Source organism: Oribacterium sp. C9, from assembly GCF_002007235.1.
In the GTDB taxonomy this organism is placed as follows: Bacteria; Bacillota; Clostridia; order Lachnospirales; family Lachnospiraceae; genus Oribacterium.
The window spans coordinates 84,845-102,657 of the sequence record NZ_MUHW01000015.1 but is presented as its reverse complement, the minus strand read 5'-3'; the positions used below and the strand labels follow the sequence as shown (position 1 = coordinate 102,657).

At 46.4% G+C, this 17,813-nt stretch carries 11 protein-coding genes and 3 tRNA genes; all 14 read left to right on the top strand.

Going from position 1 to position 17,813, the window contains the following annotated elements:
• Window positions 1-52: 52 nt before the first annotated feature.
• The 14 genes from BXO88_RS10610 (at window position 53) to trhA (ending at window position 17,691) form a co-directional block, all read left to right on the top strand.
• Window positions 53-125 (top strand) — tRNA-Asn (locus BXO88_RS10610).
• Window positions 126-129: 4 nt separating this feature from the next.
• A tRNA-Thr gene (locus BXO88_RS10605) sits at window positions 130-202 on the top strand.
• A gap of 38 nt (window positions 203-240) precedes the next feature.
• Window positions 241-314: transfer RNA gene (locus BXO88_RS10600), tRNA-Ile, on the top strand.
• Between the two features lie 212 nt (window positions 315-526).
• A complete protein-coding gene (gene htpG / locus BXO88_RS10595) occupies window positions 527-2,605 on the top strand; it encodes a molecular chaperone HtpG (RefSeq protein WP_078037701.1) in 2,079 nt (692 codons plus the stop codon).
• 362 nt (window positions 2,606-2,967) lie between these two features.
• Window positions 2,968-3,462 (top strand): 5-(carboxyamino)imidazole ribonucleotide mutase, encoded by a 495-nt coding sequence (purE, locus tag BXO88_RS10590; protein ID WP_078037700.1) that lies wholly within the window; start codon window positions 2,968-2,970, stop codon window positions 3,460-3,462.
• Between the two features lie 152 nt (window positions 3,463-3,614).
• Window positions 3,615-5,147, top strand: coding sequence for an amidophosphoribosyltransferase (gene purF, locus BXO88_RS10585; RefSeq protein ID WP_078037699.1), 1,533 nt, complete (start codon window positions 3,615-3,617; stop codon window positions 5,145-5,147).
• 2 nt (window positions 5,148-5,149) lie between these two features.
• Window positions 5,150-6,199, top strand: a complete 1,050-nt coding sequence (purM, locus tag BXO88_RS10580; protein WP_078037698.1) for a phosphoribosylformylglycinamidine cyclo-ligase — start codon at window positions 5,150-5,152, stop codon at window positions 6,197-6,199.
• 54 nt (window positions 6,200-6,253) lie between these two features.
• Entirely contained in the window at window positions 6,254-6,979 is a 726-nt protein-coding gene (locus BXO88_RS10575) for an IMP cyclohydrolase (protein ID WP_078037697.1), read from the top strand.
• Window positions 6,980-6,997: 18 nt separating this feature from the next.
• Complete coding sequence (locus BXO88_RS10570) at window positions 6,998-8,182, top strand: phosphoribosylaminoimidazolecarboxamide formyltransferase (RefSeq protein ID WP_078037696.1); 1,185 nt, start codon at window positions 6,998-7,000, stop codon at window positions 8,180-8,182.
• Between the two features lie 226 nt (window positions 8,183-8,408).
• Window positions 8,409-8,999, top strand: a complete 591-nt coding sequence (gene purN / locus BXO88_RS10565) for a phosphoribosylglycinamide formyltransferase (protein WP_078037695.1) — start codon at window positions 8,409-8,411, stop codon at window positions 8,997-8,999.
• 180 nt (window positions 9,000-9,179) lie between these two features.
• On the top strand, window positions 9,180-10,442 hold the full coding sequence (gene purD, locus BXO88_RS10560) for a phosphoribosylamine--glycine ligase (RefSeq protein WP_078037694.1): 1,263 nt from the start codon (window positions 9,180-9,182) through the stop codon (window positions 10,440-10,442).
• A 104-nt stretch (window positions 10,443-10,546) separates the two neighbouring features.
• The gene (locus BXO88_RS10555) at window positions 10,547-14,302 is read left to right on the top strand and encodes a phosphoribosylformylglycinamidine synthase (RefSeq protein WP_078037693.1); all 3,756 of its coding nucleotides are present in this window, start codon (window positions 10,547-10,549) and stop codon (window positions 14,300-14,302) included.
• 208 nt (window positions 14,303-14,510) lie between these two features.
• Window positions 14,511-16,607 carry an FAD-binding protein gene (locus BXO88_RS10550; RefSeq protein WP_078037692.1) on the top strand — a complete coding sequence of 699 codons (2,097 nt, stop codon included), beginning with the start codon at window positions 14,511-14,513 and terminating at the stop codon, window positions 16,605-16,607.
• A 412-nt stretch (window positions 16,608-17,019) separates the two neighbouring features.
• Window positions 17,020-17,691, top strand: a complete 672-nt coding sequence (gene trhA / locus BXO88_RS10545) for a PAQR family membrane homeostasis protein TrhA (RefSeq protein ID WP_078037691.1) — start codon at window positions 17,020-17,022, stop codon at window positions 17,689-17,691.
• Window positions 17,692-17,813: the final 122 nt, after the last annotated feature.

Genomic DNA, 17,813 nt, shown 5'->3' with positions numbered 1-17,813 from the left:
CATGTGGTGTACAGTTTTCAAGGCACGATATAAGCTTTGAAAATTTAAATATTCCTTCATAGCTCAGTCGGTAGAGCACGCGGCTGTTAACCGCGGTGTCGTTGGTTCGAGTCCAACTGGAGGAGTTTTGCCGGTATAGCTCAGTTGGTAGAGCAACTGATTTGTAATCAGTAGGTCTTCGGTTCGAGTCCGAATCCCGGCTTTTATCTTTGAGATAAACAGATCAAGTAAATATCGTATGGAACCGTAGCTCAGTTGGTTAGAGCAGTCGGCTCATAACCGATCGGTCCAGGGTTCGAGTCCCCGCGGTTCCATTAAAAAAAGAATTCCCAAAAGGAATTCTTTTTTTGTATTAATAGCTTTCAACCGAGTGAGCCGGTAACATCTCGCGGATTTTTCGCACCACTTCACTAAATGAAGAAATTATTAATTGTTAGCAGCTTATCTTGCAGAGTGCTAATAGCGGTGCTATACTACATTTCGTTGATTAAAAAAATACTAAAAATTTACATAAAGAGGTGTTTATATGTCAAAGAAAGGTTCATTATCTATCAATTCTGAGAATATTTTCCCTATCATAAAGAAGTGGATGTATTCAGATCAGGATATCTTTGTACGTGAAGTAGTATCCAATGCCTGCGATGCTATTACAAAACTCGATAAGCTCAGCCTCATTGGCGAGTGGACAAAACCTTCAGACTATAAAGGAAGAGTAGACGTTATCGTTGATTCCGATAAGCGCACAGTTACCATCAAGGACAACGGTATCGGTATGACTGAGGAAGAAGTTGATAAATATATCAACCAGATCGCTTTCTCAGGTGCGACCGATTTCATCAATACATATAAGGATAAGGCCAACAACGACCAGATCATCGGTCACTTCGGTCTCGGTTTCTACAGCGTATTCATGGTTGCAGATCAGGTTGAGATCGATACTCTTTCCTATAAAGAAGGAGCTAAGGCTGTACACTGGAACTGCAACGGCGGAACAGATTTTGAGCTTACAGACGGAAACAAGACTGATATCGGTACAGTGATCACTCTCCATCTTAACGACGATGCTCTCAAATATGACAATGAGTGGGAGATGAGAGAGATCATAGATAAGTATTGTTCTTTCATGCCTGTTGAAATATATATCACAAAGCTCCCTAAGGACTCAGAGACCATTGATGCTGACAAGAAGCTTGATTCAGATGTAGTTCTCGAAGAGATTCCTGAGAAGACAGAGACAGACAAGGACGGCAAGGAGACCAAGACTCCTGCAAAGGTAAAGATCGAAAAGCGTCCTGTTCTTCTTAACGACACACATCCTCTCTGGACAAAGTCTCCGAGCGAGTGCAAGAAGGAAGACTATATCGAGTTCTACCACAAGGTATTCCACGATTATAAGGAGCCTCTGTTCTGGATCCACCTCAACATGGATTATCCATACAACCTTAAGGGAATTCTTTACTTCCCTAAGATCAATATGGAGTATGAGTCAGCAGAGGGAACTATCAAGCTCTACAACAACCAGGTATTTGTAGCCGACAACATCAAGGAAGTTATCCCTGAGTACCTCATGCTCCTTAAGGGTGTCATCGATTGTCCGGATCTTCCTCTCAATGTTTCCAGATCACAGCTTCAGAACGACGGATTCGTTAAGAAGATCTCCGATTACATCACAAAGAAGGTGGCTGACAAGCTTTCCGGCATGTGCAAGGTTGACCGTGAGAACTATGAGAAATATTGGGATGACATCGCACCGTTCATCAAGTACGGTTGCCTCCGTGACGATAAGTTCTGTCAGAAGATGACAGATTACATCCTTTTCAAGGATATCAACGGCAAGTATCTCGCTCTTCCTGAGTGTCTCGAAGTAAACAAGATCGATGTTGAAGAAAATTCTGAGAATGATGCTTCAACCGAGGCTAAGTCAGATGCCAATGCTGACACAAGTGCCAAGACAGAAGAGTCTTCTTCAGACGATAAGGAAAAGAACAAGGTAATTTACTATGTAACTGACGAGGTTCAGCAGAGCCAGTACATCGCCATGTTCAAGAATTCAGGTAAGGATGCTGTAGTTCTTTCAGAGCGTATCGACCAGCCATTCATCTCTGAGCTTGAGGCAAAGAATCAGGGCGTTCACTTCAGAAGAATCGATGCTGACCTTACAGAGGAGTTCAAGGCTTCGGTAACAGAAGATGAGCAGAAGCTCTTCGATGAGCAGTCCAAGGAGCTGGAGACAGAGATCCGTACTGCAACAAAGAAGGACAGCCTCACTGTAAAGCTTCAGAAGCTCACTCAGGAAAAGACTGCAGCTATGCTTTCCATCTCTGAGGAGAGCCGTCGTATGAACGACATGATGAAAATGTACGCAATGGGCGGCATGAGCATGGGTGCTATGCCTGTACAGGAGACTCTTATTCTTAACACAGAGCATCCTCTCGTTAAGTACCTTATGAACAACGGAAAGGATGAATCCAAGAAGGAAACTATCGCCCTTATTTCAGAGCAGCTTTATGATCTTGCAAGGATCCAGCAGTCACCATTGCCTGCCGAGGAGATGACAAAGTTCATCGAGAGATCAAATGACATCCTTCTGAAGATGGCTGAATAATACTGTCAATGCATTAGTATTCCAAATTAGTGTTTACAAATTGGAAATATTACAGCGTTTTTACAGACTTGACGCATAAATATCCATTTAATATAATTCTGTTGTTATTGTTCAGCAGATTAAGTTGAAAGGATTCTTGAGGATGAAGCGAATGGGTTTTGACAATACTGTTCACTGCAGAGAAAATTCTGCCCTCATATCCTCCGGAGTGTATGCTCTTTGCGTGGTTTTTTTCGTGCAGATTTCTATCGGAATCAAGCGTTCATTCCGCAATTTCATCAATATCTTTATATAACCAAAGGGAACAGCTATATGCTGTTCCCTTTTTTTGCGCTTAAAGCGTGGTTGGAAAAGGAGTTTTAATGAAAAAAGTTGCTGTCATTATGGGAAGCGATTCAGATCTTCCTATCGTTGAAAAAGGTATCACTGTTCTTAAAGACTATGGCGTACCTGTCGAGGTTCATGTGTACAGTGCCCACAGAACCCCTGAGGAGGCTGCTGAGTTTTCAAGATCAGCGAGAGATAAGGGCTTCGGTGTCATTATCGCCGCTGCCGGTATGGCTGCTCATCTTGCAGGTGCCATCGCTGCCAACACCACACTTCCTGTTATCGGTATCCCATGTTCTTCAAAGGTACTGGATGGAATGGATGCCCTGCTTTCAACAGTTATGATGCCACCCGGAATCCCGGTTGCTACAGTAGGTGTAAACACTGCAAAGAACGCGGCTCTTCTCGCCATTGAGATACTTGCAGTAGAAGATCAGGAACTTGCAGATAAGCTTCAGGCTGAGCGTGACGAGAATCACAAAAAGATCATTGAAAAAAACACAGCCATAGAAGCTCAGTTCAATAACTGATTTTTTGTTTCTGCAATAAAAAGTAACACTGATATTGCTGCTGTTAATTCTGCTTCTTTCATTTGATAAGAAATCCGAATAATGCATTCGGGCTGAATGATCGAACCTTTTATAAACAGCAATACTAATTTGTTTTTTCAGTAAGGAGATTTATGGGTAAACTTCATGAGGAGTGCGGTGTCTTCGGAATTTATTCCAAGACAACAAAACCATTGGCACGTCTTACATATTATGCACTTTATGCTCTGCAGCACAGAGGTCAGGAATCTGCAGGTATCGTAGTAAACGATGAGGGTCTTTTCCGTTTCCGCCGCGAGCTCGGACTCGTAAGCGAAGCTATGCCTGAAAGCGAGATAGAACGTCTCGGTAACGGTCAGATGGCTGTCGGACATGTACGCTACGCCACCAGCGGAATCACAAATCGTATCAATACCCAGCCTATCGTTGTGAACCATGTTAAGGGTCGCATGGCTCTCTGCCACAACGGAAATCTGGTAAATTCTTATGAGCTCCGTTCAGAACTCGAGATGAATGGATGCATTTTCCAGTCAACCACAGATACAGAAGCAATCTCATACATTATCACCAGAGAGCGTATAAAGACAGGTTCCATCGAGGAAGCTGTAAACAAATCACTTGATAAGCTTCACGGTGCATATTCCTTAGTTATAATGTCTCCTTCCAAGCTTATCGCTGCAAGAGACGAGCATGGTTTCCATCCGCTCTGCTATGGAAAGCTCGAAGACGGTTCAGTGGTTTTTGCCAGCGAGTCCTGCGCCATCGAAGCAGTAGGCGGCAAACTGGTCCGCGATGTTGAACCGGGTGAGATCATCGTTGTAGATCACAACGGAATCCGTTCTATAAAAGATCATTGCAATAAAGTAAAGCGCTCAATGTGCGTTTTCGAATATATCTATTTTGCACGTCCTGATTCGATTCTTGACGGCGCTTCAGTACATGAGGCAAGAGTTCAGGCCGGACGTTTCCTTGCTCAGGAACATCCTGTTGATGCCGATGTGGTAATCGGTGTACCTGATTCAGGTCTCGATGCAGCTGTCGGTTATTCCCGTGAATCAGGAATCCCATACGGTATAGGCCTTTTGAAGAACAAGTACATCGGCCGTACCTTCATAGCTCCGGGACAGACTGAGCGTGAGAATCTCGTTAAGATCAAGCTCAATGCCATCCGTTCCGAGATCGAAGGAAAGAGAGTCATCCTCGTAGACGATTCCATCGTCCGCGGTACTACCAGTGAACGTCTCGTCCGCATCGTAAGAGAAGCCGGTGCCAGGGAAGTTCACATGCGTATTACAGCACCTCCTTTCATGAATCCATGCTACTACGGCATAGATATCGATTCCCGTGATAATCTCATAGCCTGCCATCATTCCGTTGAAGAAACTGCCAAAATAATCGGAGCAGATTCCCTCGGATACATTTCTGTCGAAAACATCGTCAAAATCGCAGACAAGACCGGTCAGAAGGGCTTCTGTACCGCATGCTTCGATGGAAAATATCCTACTGAAATTCCTTCCGTTACTTCGAAGAACCGCTTTGAAGAGAAGATCTCAAAGGAATGGAGAGAACAGCATACTGTTAAATCGGATGAGCATTCCGATGATGAGTATATAGAAAAATTCGACGACAACTCATGTGCGTCACTGAAGGAAGAGGAGAAGATTTGATTATGAATACAAAGAGCTATAGCGAAGCTTACAAGGATGCCGGTGTAGACATTACCGCCGGATACAGATCAGTTGAACTCATGAAGCAGTATGTTGCCAGAACCATGACAGCCGGAGTTGCATCCGGCCTCGGCGGTTTCGGCGGACTTTTCGAGCTTCCTGAGGGATATAAGCATCCTGTTCTTGTTTCAGGAACCGATGGAGTAGGAACCAAGCTGAAGATCTCCTTCCTTATGGAGAAGTATGACACAGTGGGTATCGACTGCGTTGCCATGTGTGTGAACGATGTTATCTGCTGCGGCGCCAAGCCTCTTTTCTTCCTTGACTATATCGCCTGCGGCAAGAATGTTCCCGAGAAGATCGCCGACATCGTAAAGGGTGTTGCCGAGGGATGTGTTCAGAGTGACAGTGCTCTCGTTGGCGGTGAGACAGCAGAGATGCCGGGCTTCTATCCTGAGGACGAGTTCGATCTCGCAGGTTTTTCTGTAGGTATCGTTGACAAGGAAAATATCATCGACAACAACTCCATGGAAGAGGGCGACGTCGTTATCGCACTTCCAAGCTCCGGTGTTCATTCCAATGGTTTCTCACTTGTGAGAAAGGTTTTTGACATTGACAACATCAGTAAGGAAGAGCTTAAGAAGCCGCTTCCCGAGCTTGAGGGAAAGTCTCTCGGAGAGACACTTCTCACTCCTACCGTTATCTATGTAAAGCCTGTACTTAAGCTTCTCGAGGCTGTGACGGTCAAGGGCATCAGCCATATCACAGGCGGCGGATTCTATGAGAACATCCCAAGATCCATTCCTGACGGATTCGGAGCAAAGATCAGCATGTCTGATGTAAGAGTTCTTCCTATCTTTAAGCTCATCCAGAAGACCGGCAACGTTTCAACCCGTGATATGTTCAATACCTACAACATGGGCGTGGGAATGAGCGTTGTTGTATCAAAGAAGGATGAGGAGACAGCACTTAAGGTTCTCAGAGAGAACGGAGTTGAGGCTTATCATCTTGGAGAGATCATCAGATCTGATGACAAGGTAGTTCTTGAATAATAACAAATTCACGGTATCAAAACTTATATACATATATCATTTGGGAGGATAATTATGGCAACATACGACATCGCAGATATCGACGCTCTGCTTAAGAACAACGAATATCCGGGACGCGGAATCATCATCGGAAAGTCAGAGGACGGTTTATCTGTTGCAGTGGCATATTTCATCATGGGACGTTCCGCTAACTCAAGAAACAGAGTTTTCACAGAGAATGGCGATACAGTTACCATCTATCCTGCTGATTCAAGCAAGGTCGAGGATCCAAGCCTCATCATTTACAGTCCTATCCGAAAGATCGGAGACAACCTCATCGTTACAAACGGTGATCAGACAGATACCATCTTTGATTTCATGAAGAACGGGGATACCTTTGAAGAAGCCCTTGAGACAAGAGAGTTCGAGCCGGACGGTCCTAACTGGACTCCGAGAATCAGCGGTGTTGTTTCTCTTGATGATTCCGAGAGCTATAAGATGTCTATCCTTAAATCTCAGGACGCCGAGGGCACAGACTGCGCGCGCTATACATTTTCCTACAAGCTTCAGAAGGGCCTTGGCCATTTCATCCATACATACAAGCACAACGGAAATCCTATCCCGACCTTTGAGGGAGAGCCTGAGCGCGTAAAGATCCCGAACAGCGCAGATGAATTTGCGGATATGATCTGGAACAGCCTGAACGAAGAGAACAAGATAGCCCTTTATGTGCGCTATATCAATGTTACCGACGGAAGTGTTGTGAACAAACTTATCAACAAGTTCGAGAAGGTCAACTAAGAAGAGGAGAATCAACAAATGAAGGAATTTGAATTAAAGTATGGTATGAATCCAAATCAGAAGCCTGCAAAGATCTACATGCATGACGGATCCGAGCTCCCAATCGAGATCTTGAACGGTCGTCCGGGCTACATCAATTTTCTTGATGCCCTGAACAGCTGGCAGCTTGTTTCAGATCTTAAAGAAGCTACAGGTCAGGTAGCTGCCGCTTCTTTCAAGCACGTTTCTCCTTCCGGTGCTGCCATCGGACGCAAGCTTTCCGACAAGCTCAAGAAGGCATGCTTCGTTGATGATATCGAGGGTCTCGATGATTCTCTTCTTGCCTGTGCTTACGCAAGAGCACGCGGTGTTGACAGAATGTCTTCATACGGCGATTTCATTGCCCTTTCAGATGTTTGTGATGCCACAACTGCAAAGATCATTCACCGCGAGGTTTCCGACGGTGTCATCGCTCCGGGATATACTGATGAGGCTCTTGAGATCCTTAAGACCAAGAAGAAGGGCGGTTACAATGTCATAAAGATCGACCCTTCCTACAGACCTGACGCTGTAGAGCGCAAGCAGGTATTTGGTGTGACCTTTGAGCAGGGCAGGAATGACTACAAGGTAACGGACGAAGCATTTGCAAACATCGTTACAAAGAACAAGGACATCCCTGAGGAAGCCCGTCTCAACATGACCATCGCTCTCATCACTCTTAAGTACACTCAGTCAAATTCTGTTGCTTATGCCGAGGATGGTCAGGCTATCGGTGTCGGAGCAGGTCAGCAGTCAAGAATCCACTGCACACGTCTCGCAGGTGACAAGGCCGATCACTGGCATCTTCGTCAGTGTGACAGAGTTCTCAACCTTCCTTTCAAGGATGGTCTCAGAAGAGCTGATCGTGACAATGTCATCGATGTTTACCTTTCTGAGGAGTATGAGGATGTTCTCGCCGATGGTGCATGGCAGATGTATTTCACCGAGCAGCCGGCTCCTTTTACAAGAAAAGAGCAGAAGGAGTACCTCGCGACTCTTACAGGTACAGCTCTCGGTTCAGATGCTTTCTTCCCGTTCGGTGACAATATCGAGCGTGCCCGCAAGTCAGGTGTGACTTATGTGGCTGAGCCGGGCGGATCTATCCGTGATGACCATGTTATCGATACTGCTGATAAGTACGGTATGGTGGTTTGCTTCACCGGTATGAGACTGTTCCATCATTGATGAAATGGTACGAGAAAATGCCCGGGCGGGCACCGGCCCACTCGATTGAAAGTACATCCTTCTCGTCATGTTCGCACAGTTTGTACTTCGTACAACCTGATGCGTACATAACTTCAAAGTCTGTTCTTTCAACTCGCAAGCCCTGGCGCCCATCCCAAGCATTTTCTCTCACGTTATGACTGAAGGACAAAGTTATTCAACAATATTTCGGAGAAGCAAACACATTATGAATAATAAAACTAAAATTGCTGTTCTTGTGAGCGGGGGCGGCACTAATCTGCAGGCACTCATCGATGCCGAGAGGCGTGGGGAGATTCCTGACGGTGAGATCACTCTGGTGATTGGATCCCGGGAAAACATTTTTGCTCTTGAGAGGGCGGAGAATGCGGGAATCGAACATGTTGTGGTTCACAAGGACGAGGCAAAGCTTATAAGTGTTCTTGAGGAGCATGGCATCGAGCTTATAATTCTTGCAGGTTATCTCACTATTCTGAGTGAGGATTTCACAAAGAAGTATGCGGACAGGATCATTAACATTCATCCGTCACTTATTCCGAGTTTCTGCGGTAAGGGTATGTACGGGCTGAAGCCTCATGAGGCGGCTCTCCAAAGGGGCGTTAAAGTTACCGGTGCTACGGTGCATCTTGTCAATGAGATTCCGGATGGTGGACGCATCCTTCTTCAGAAGGCTGTTGAGATCCAGCCGGGGGACACTGCCGAGGTTCTTCAGAAGCGTGTCATGGAGCAGGCTGAGTGGAAGCTGCTTCCTCAGGCGGCAGAAATGATGAGCCGGGAGATACGGGAAGCAAAAGCATAAGGTCCTGTTTAATATTGTGATACATTTAACGTTTATCAATACGTAAGAGAAAATGCGACAGGATGTGTGCCTGAGCTTGCGAATTGAAAGAACGGCACTCGCAGGACTGTACTTTCAATTTCGTGGGCCGGCGCACGCCGGAAGCATTTTCTCGACCCATTCAACAAATGGAGGATAACAATGAGAATTGGTGTTGTAGGTGGCGGCGGTCGTGAGCACGCCATCATTAAGGCTCTTAAGAAGAACTCTTCTATAGAGAAGATATATGCGATTCCGGGTAACGGCGGTATCGCAAGGGATGCAGAGTGTGTTCCTGATATAAAGGCTACCGATGTTACTGCTGTTGTTAATTTCTGCAAGGAGCAGGCTCTTGATTATGTGGTTGTGGCTCCGGATGATCCTCTTGTTGCTGGTACTGTGGATGAGCTTGCAAAGGCAGGCATTCCTGCATTCGGTCCTGAGGCAAAGGCTGCCATCATCGAGGGTTCCAAGGTCTTCTCCAAGAACCTCATGAAGAAGTACGGAATCCCTACAGCGGCCTATGAGGTATTTAACGACATCAACGCTGCGGAAGAGTACATTAAGACCTGTCCTATTCCTACAGTTATAAAGGCTGACGGTCTTGCTCTCGGAAAGGGCGTTATCATCGCCATGACACGAGAAGAGGCTCTCGATGGCATAAAGACCATCATGGAGGAGAAGAAGTTCGGCCATTCAGGTGATCAGATAGTTATCGAGGAGTTCCTCGAGGGACCTGAGGTTTCCGTTCTCAGCTTCACCGATGGCAAGGTCGTGGTTCCTATGATCTCATCCATGGATCACAAGCGTATCAATGACAATGACGAGGGTCTCAACACCGGCGGAATGGGCACTATCGCTCCAAATCCTTACTACACAAAGGAGATCGCAGAGGAGTGCATGGAGAAGATCTTCAAGCCGACTATCGAGGCCATGAACAAGGAGGGCAGAACCTTCAAGGGCTGTCTCTATTTCGGCCTCATGCTTACAAAGAACGGTCCAAAGGTGATCGAGTACAACTGCCGTTTCGGTGATCCCGAGACTCAGGTAGTACTTCCTCTTCTTGATTCGGATCTTCTCACCATAATGCAGGCTACAACAAACGGTACACTCAGTGAGCTTGATATCAAGTGGAAGAATGAATCAGCCTGCTGCATAGTTGAAGCTTCCGGCGGATATCCTCTGTCCTACAAGTCAGGCTATGAGATTACAGGTGTAGATGAGGTTCAAAATGTATATGTGGCAGGTGCCGACCTTAAGGACGGAAAGCTCTACACCCACGGAGGACGAGTTCTCGGTGTTGTGGAGACAGCTCCAACACTTAAGGAAGCCATTGACAAGGCATACCAGAGTGCATCGAAGGTCACTTTCCAGGATATGCACATGAGAAAAGATATAGGTCAGAGAGCATTAAAAGCACTTTAAGGATCATAAACACTTCTGACGATCCAAAAATCCATTATTCATATCATCAATGAATCTTCGGGAAAAAGCGATAAATTCCCGGATTCTTACCAAAGGAGAAACAAATGGTAAATCGAGTTTATGTTGAGAAAAAAGAAGGTCTTCGCCATGAGGCTAAAGGACTCCGTCACGACATCCGTCATATTCTTCTCATCAAGAATCTGACAGACGTACGTCTTTTAAATCGTTATGATGTTGAAGGTCTGGATCAGGAAACCTTCGATAAAGTCACCAAACTCATTTTAAGCGAGCCTCAGCTTGACGATACATGCACAGAGCTTCCGGAAATAAGCGATGCTCATGTTTTTGCTGTAGAGTTCCTTCCGGGACAGTTCGATCAGCGTGCGGATTCAGCAGCACAGTGTATCCAGATCCTTACAACAGGGGAGCGTCCAAAGGTTCGTTCCGCAAAGGTATATCTCCTTTACGGTGATCTCACAGAGCAGGAGATAGCTGAGATAAAGAAGTATGTCATTAACCCTGTGGAGGCAAGAGAGGCTTCCCTCGATACCTTCGAAACTCTTGATGTGAAGTACGATATCCCTACTGAGGTAGAGACTCTCAAGGGCTTCATTCAGGCTTCCGAAGACGAGCTTCAGGCTATCTTAAAGGATATGGGACTCGCCATGGACCTTGACGACCTTAAGTTCTGCCAGAATTACTTTAAGACAGAGGATCGTGATCCTTCCATCACAGAGATCCGCATGATCGACACCTACTGGTCCGACCACTGCCGTCATACCACCTTCCTTACTACTATCGATAATGTCTCCTTCGAGGACGAGCAGCTCAAGAAGGCATGGGACCGCTACATCAGTGCACGCAAGGATCTTAACCGTACAAAGCCTGTCAACCTTATGGACATCGGAACTCTTGCAGCAAAGGTCCTTAAGAAGGAAGGCAAGCTTACAAAGCTTGATGAGTCAGAGGAGATCAATGCCTGCACAGTAAAGATCAAGGTCACAGTTGACGGCGAGGCTCAGGACTGGCTTCTCCTTTTCAAGAACGAGACCCACAACCATCCTACAGAGATCGAGCCTTTCGGTGGTGCCGCAACATGTATCGGCGGTGCCATCAGAGATCCTCTTTCAGGAAGATCCTATGTATATCAGGCTATGCGTGTAACAGGTGCTGCCGATCCTACAGTTTCCGTTAAGGACACCATGGAGGGCAAGCTTCCACAGAGAAAGCTTGTTACAACAGCTGCTGACGGTTACTCAAGCTACGGAAACCAGATTGGTCTCGCAACAGGTCTCGTTGATGAGCTTTATCATCCTGGCTATGCCGCAAAGCGTATGGAGATCGGTGCAGTAGTGGCTGCCGCTCCTGCCGAAAATGTCAGAAGAGAGGTTCCTGCTGCAGGAGATGTAGTCATTCTCCTTGGCGGTCGTACAGGCCGTGACGGTATCGGCGGTGCTACAGGTTCTTCAAAGTCTCACAACGTTGAGTCCCTTGAGAAGGACGGTGCAGAGGTTCAGAAGGGTAATGCTCCCGAGGAGCGTAAGCTTCAGCGTCTTTTCCGTAGTGCCGAGGCTTCAAAGCTTATCAAGCGCTGCAACGATTTCGGTGCCGGCGGAGTTTCCGTTGCCATCGGAGAGCTTGCTGACGGTCTTGATATCGACCTTAACAAGGTGCCGAAGAAGTACGAGGGTCTCGACGGAACAGAGCTTGCCATCTCAGAGTCACAGGAAAGAATGGCAGTTGTGGTTGAAGCAAAGGACATGGAGAGATTCATGGAGCTTGCTCATGATGAGAACCTTGAGGCTACACATGTTGCCACAGTTACAGATACAAATCGCCTGGTAGCACACTGGAACGGTAAGGATATCATCAATCTTTCAAGAGATTTCCTTAACTCAAACGGTGCCGAGAAGCATATCGAAGTGAAGACAGCAGCCGGCGGAAGCATTGGCCGCGAGGTCAAGGGTAGCTTCAGTGAGAACATGAGTGCTCTCGCAGAGGATCTCAATGTCTGCTCAAAGCGCGGTCTCAGCGAGCGTTTCGATTCCACCATCGGTGCGGGAACAGTGCTCATGCCGTTCGGCGGAAAGAACCAGCGCACACCTGTACAGGCCATGGCTGCAAAGATTTCCGTTGAAAAGGGTCACACAGATGACACTTCAGTTATGGCTTACGGCTACAATCCTTTCATCACAGAGAAGAACTGCTATAAGGGCGCTTACCTTGCGGTAGTAGAGTCTGCTGCAAAGCTCATTGCAACAGGTGCAGGCTTCGAAGATACTTACCTTACATTCCAGGAGTATTTCGGAAAGCCTGGTCACGAGAGCTCACGCTGGGGTCAGCCTCTTGAAGCACTCCTTGGTGCTTTCAATGCTCAGCTCGATCTCGGAATCGCTGCCATCGGCGGTAAGGACTCAATGTCAGGAACCTTCGAAAAGCTGGATGTTCCTCCTACACTTGTTTCCTTCGCCATCACAACGGAGGATGCAAAGTACATCACAAGCCCTGAGTATAAAGCTGCAGGACACAAGGTACTCTGGCTGAAGCCTGAGTATAAGGATGAGCTTCCTGCAAAGGAATCACTCCTTACACTTTTCAGCTACGTTCACAAGCTGGTTCTTGAGGGCAAGCTTGCTTCTATTTACACACCTACCTACGGCGGTGCTGCAGAGGCAGTTCTCAAGCAGTGCATGGGTAACGGATTCGGATTTACATTTGCACCGAGTCTCTCTGTTCAGGATATCTTCGGATACCAGTACGGAAGCTTCCTTCTGGAGCTTAACGACAACAGCACTCTGGATGAGATCTACGCTGCACCGGAGCTCAAGGCCACAGGCATAATCATCGCTGACCTCGGTGAGACCACAGATGATTCAGAAATCCGTTATAACGATGAGGCTCTCAAACTCACTGACCTTGAAGAGGCTTACGAGGACAAGCTTGAAAAGGTATTCACCTGCAACATGAATCTCGATAAGGAGACTTCAGAGGACAATGTCTACGACCTGAGCATTCCTGACTTCGCAGAGGATCACTGGACAGCTCCTGCAGTACAGGTTGAAAAGCCTCGCGTGCTTATCCCTGTATTCCCCGGAAACAACTGTGAGTACGATTCAGCAAAGGCCATGGCTGATGCAGGTCTCGAGCCTGAGATAGTTGTTGTAAAGAACCTTACAAAGCAGGATATCGCTGATTCTGTCAACTACGTTGCAAAGCGTATCGAAGAGTCACAGCTTATCTTCATCCCGGGCGGTTTCTCAGGCGGAGACGAGCCGGACGGTTCAGCAAAGTTCATCACTTCCTTCTTCAGAAATGAAGCTGTGAAGACTGCTACCATGGATATGCTTACCAAGCGTGACGGTCTCATGCTCGGTATCTGCAACGGTTTCCAGGCACTTATAAAGCTCGGTCTCGTTCCGTTCGGTGAGATCCGTGATACAGATGAGCATTGTCCTACACTTACTTTCAACACCATAAGCCGTCACCAGTCAAAGATCGTCAATGTCCGTGTGGCATCCAACATGTCACCATGGCTTGAGGATACAAATCCGGGGGACATCTACAGTGTTCCTATTTCTCACGGAGAGGGCCGTTTCCTCTGTGAGCCTGAGCTTTTCAAAAAGCTTGTGGAGAATGGTCAGATCGCTACCCAGTATGTTGACCTTGAGGGACATCCAACCATGGATATCCAGTACAATCCGAACGGTTCCTACTATGCGGTCGAGGGTATCACTTCACCGGATGGAAGAGTACTTGGAAAGATGGGCCACGCTGAGCGTTGGGGCCACAGCCTCTACAAGAACGTTCCCGGAAACTACGATATGGGACTCTTCAGAGCAGCAAAGGAATATTTTGAATAACAAGAGTCATAAAACTCCCGGCAAAATCTGCCGGGAGATTTTTTTGTCTGCTTTTCTATTTCATCACCGCAGAGAGAAACAATATCAGCTCTGGAGCCTTACTTTGAAATGTAAAAAAACTATTAAATCGGCTAACTTTATTGTATCCAAATAACTAGTTACGATAAAATATAGTCAGGTTTTTCGTTAGTATAGAGGAGAATAGAAAATGACAAAACAAACTATTTCAAGAAGAGGCTTCGTTAAAGGTTTTGCTGCAAGTTTCATGTCACTTGCAGGTCTCGGCATTTTGAATGCATGTAGCAATTCAGATGCACCTGCTCCTGCAACAACTGCAGCAGATCCGACCACAGCAGCAGCTACCGAAGCTGCCGCAGAAGCCGCAACACAGGCTGCCATCGAGGCTGCCAACACCGCCGCAAAGGCTGCGGGCATGACATTTACACCGGGTACCTATGAGGCTACTGCAAAGGGTATCGCATCAGATGTAAAGGTCACCATGACATTTGACGAAACATCCATCAAGGATGTAAAGGTAGATACCTCCGGAGAAACTCCCACCATCGGCGGAAAGATCGCTGATGACGTTGCAAAGAGCATTCTCGACGGTCAGACAGCCGACATTGACGCCATCGCCGGTGCTACCGTTACTACAGATGCGGTAAAGAAGGCTGCTGCAGACTGTATCTCACAGGCATCAGGTCAGGAGGTTGCTCTTTCAGATGATGCCGCAACAGATGCTGACTGGCTGGGAACCAAGCCTGAGATAAGTGATTCCGATATCACAGAAGAGCTCAGCACCAAGCTTCTCATCGTTGGACTCGGAACAGGTGGATGGCCTGCTGCACTTGCTGCCGCTGATGCAGGAATCGAGACACTCGTTATCGAGAAGAAGGAGACCCCTACCAATGTTCGTGAAGATATAGGCGGTATCGGTTCCAAGTGGCAGTTAGAGTCCATAAAGACCATGCCAAATCTTGCCATCGACAAGATGGAGGCTATGGAGGATATCGTAAGATACGGCACAGGTTACGTTGATTACAACCTTATCAAGCTCTGGGCCAATGAATCAGGCGAGCTTGTTAACTGGATAGGCGGTATCCTTGAGGATTCCGGAAAGTATTACATGCAGCATGAGGCGGGTGTTGGTGATACCAGATATCAGGAGCGTGACAAGGCTTACGCAACAGGACATTCACCTCATAAGAAGGATGAATTCAAGGACGATAAGTCTTTAACAACCTCTGCTGTATTTACAGATTACTGTAATGCAAAGGGCAATGTTACCTTCAAGTTCTCAACAGCTCTCGTTGAGCTTCTTCAGGATGAGTCCGGCAAGGTAACAGGTGTTATCGCACAGGATCAGACAGATGACCATTATGTAAAGATCCTTGCTGACAACGTTCTCATGGCTACCGGCGGATATGCTACAAACACATCTATGATGAATGCTCTGCAGCCTATGACTCAGGAAATGAAGGTTCAGTGTACAAAGGGATCAACATGTGACGGTTCCGGAATCAAGGCTATGCTCTGGGCAGGCGGACAGATGGATCCTATCCACGAGTCCATGATGTTCAACCGCTGCTGTATGAAGCCTGACGAGACTGCAGGCTACAAGACATCAGGAGAGTGGTTCTGGTTCGGTGAGCAGCCGTTCCTGAAGGTTAACCTGAAGGGTGAGCGTTTCTGTAATGAGTCAGGACCTTATGAGTTCATGCTTCACTCCATGGAGATGCAGCCTCATCACACCTACTGCGACATTTTTGATGCCAACAACAAGCAGTATACAGAGCAGTTCCAGGAAGTAGGATGCTGCCGTCTCTGGCCATTCGATAACGGCGCACTCATGAACAGAGATTATGACGGAGTATGGAAGTCAAATGAAGAACTCATTGAGAAGGGCTACATCGTTAAGGCAGATACTCTCGAGGATCTTGCAAAGGGTCTCAATATCCCTGTAGATACCTTCGTTGCAACTGTAGAGCGTTACAATGAGCTCTGTGCAAAGGGCGAGGATGAGGATTACGGAAAGGCTCCTCACAGAATGACCCCTGTTGATACAGCTCCTTTCTACGGTGTCCGTACAGCTGCTTGGCATCTTACAACACTTGACGGTATCCGCATCAACACCAACATGCAGGTAATCGATAAGAACGGAGATCCCATCGAGGGTCTTTATGCGACAGGAGACTGCTCCGGCGGCTTCTTCGCAAACAACTATCCGAACCTCTTCACAGGTCTTGCCTGCGGACGTACCATGACCTTTGCACGTCATGCAGTTAATTACATTGCAAGCCTTTGATACGCTTTTCGAGAATGAGATATCGATAATATCTTTTTTCACATAGTTCTCTTTTTACGCAAAACGCCCGGACATTTCCGTTATGTCCGGGTGTTTTGTTGCCAAAAAAAAACGGTTTATAAAGCAGATTTGATAGTACAAATTTCTTACTTAACATATATTTTGGTCATAGAAGCTATTGCATTATTTAAAATTGTTGATATAATCTGATGTAGTTTTCATTACTACATCTTGAAACGTGCATGTGATAGGACTATACTTGTTATAACCTCAAGAAATTGAGGCACCTGTTCGTCACTATACAGTGGCATTTCACCATGAGAGGCATAATCTGTTTCTTATGATTCTGGCATGTATATCAGCAGGTGCCTGTTCTGGCACTCATATCAGCACTTTATGAAGGAGGTACTCTATGACATTTAAAGAGAATTCACTTTTTTTGAAGATAAAAGACCCCGGAAGTTTTCTGACACATTATATCGCCATGATTCTGTCCATCTTCGCAGCAGTTCCTCTTTTTTACAGAGTTGCTCAGAATCCAAGTATAGAACGGATATTTGCCTTCGGTATCTTCGCCCTGAGTATCGTCCTTCTCTATGCAGCCAGTGCCACATATCATCTTTTTGATATCTCTCCGAAGGTCAACGATACTTTGAAGAAGATAGACCACATGATGATCTACATGCTCATCGCCGGAAGCTATACTCCGGTCTGTGCCATAGCTCTCGGAGACAGGACCGGATGGGGACTTCTCCTGATCGTATGGGTACTTTCCGTTATCGGTATGACTGTAAACATCATCTTTATCCATACCCCCAGATGGCTCAATTCTTTGATCTATATCGCCCTCGGCTGGGCATGTATCTTTGCCATATTTAAGATACGTTCAGCACTGACCGATCCTGAATTCTGGCTTCTGTTCGCAGGAGGAGTCATATATACGATCGGTGGCATTATATATGCACTTAAACTTCCGATTTTTAAGCGTATGCCGAAGTACTTCGGAAATCACGAAATTTTCCATTGCTTCGTAATCGCCGGATCCATGTGTCACTACGGTATGATGATCATGCTGGCTGGTTGATACTATATCAGCTCCATTCCGATAACGGTATGGAGCTGTTTTTATTTACTTATAAATATTGTTATTTTATTTGCATTTTTTCTATGAAAACATCATCTAACTGTGTTATATTAAAGAAACAA

Coding starts and splice junctions, on each gene's coding strand:
- purF (WP_078037699.1), top strand. CDS start 3,615: ATGGGTAAACTTCATGAGGAGTGCGGTGTCTTCGGAATTTATTCCAAG.
- htpG (WP_078037701.1), top strand. CDS start 527: ATGTCAAAGAAAGGTTCATTATCTATCAATTCTGAGAATATTTTCCCT.
- purN (WP_078037695.1), top strand. CDS start 8,409: ATGAATAATAAAACTAAAATTGCTGTTCTTGTGAGCGGGGGCGGCACT.
- trhA (WP_078037691.1), top strand. CDS start 17,020: ATGACATTTAAAGAGAATTCACTTTTTTTGAAGATAAAAGACCCCGGA.
- purD (WP_078037694.1), top strand. CDS start 9,180: ATGAGAATTGGTGTTGTAGGTGGCGGCGGTCGTGAGCACGCCATCATT.
- purE (WP_078037700.1), top strand. CDS start 2,968: ATGAAAAAAGTTGCTGTCATTATGGGAAGCGATTCAGATCTTCCTATC.
- BXO88_RS10575 (WP_078037697.1), top strand. CDS start 6,254: ATGGCAACATACGACATCGCAGATATCGACGCTCTGCTTAAGAACAAC.
- purM (WP_078037698.1), top strand. CDS start 5,150: ATGAATACAAAGAGCTATAGCGAAGCTTACAAGGATGCCGGTGTAGAC.
- BXO88_RS10555 (WP_078037693.1), top strand. CDS start 10,547: ATGGTAAATCGAGTTTATGTTGAGAAAAAAGAAGGTCTTCGCCATGAG.
- BXO88_RS10570 (WP_078037696.1), top strand. CDS start 6,998: ATGAAGGAATTTGAATTAAAGTATGGTATGAATCCAAATCAGAAGCCT.
- BXO88_RS10550 (WP_078037692.1), top strand. CDS start 14,511: ATGACAAAACAAACTATTTCAAGAAGAGGCTTCGTTAAAGGTTTTGCT.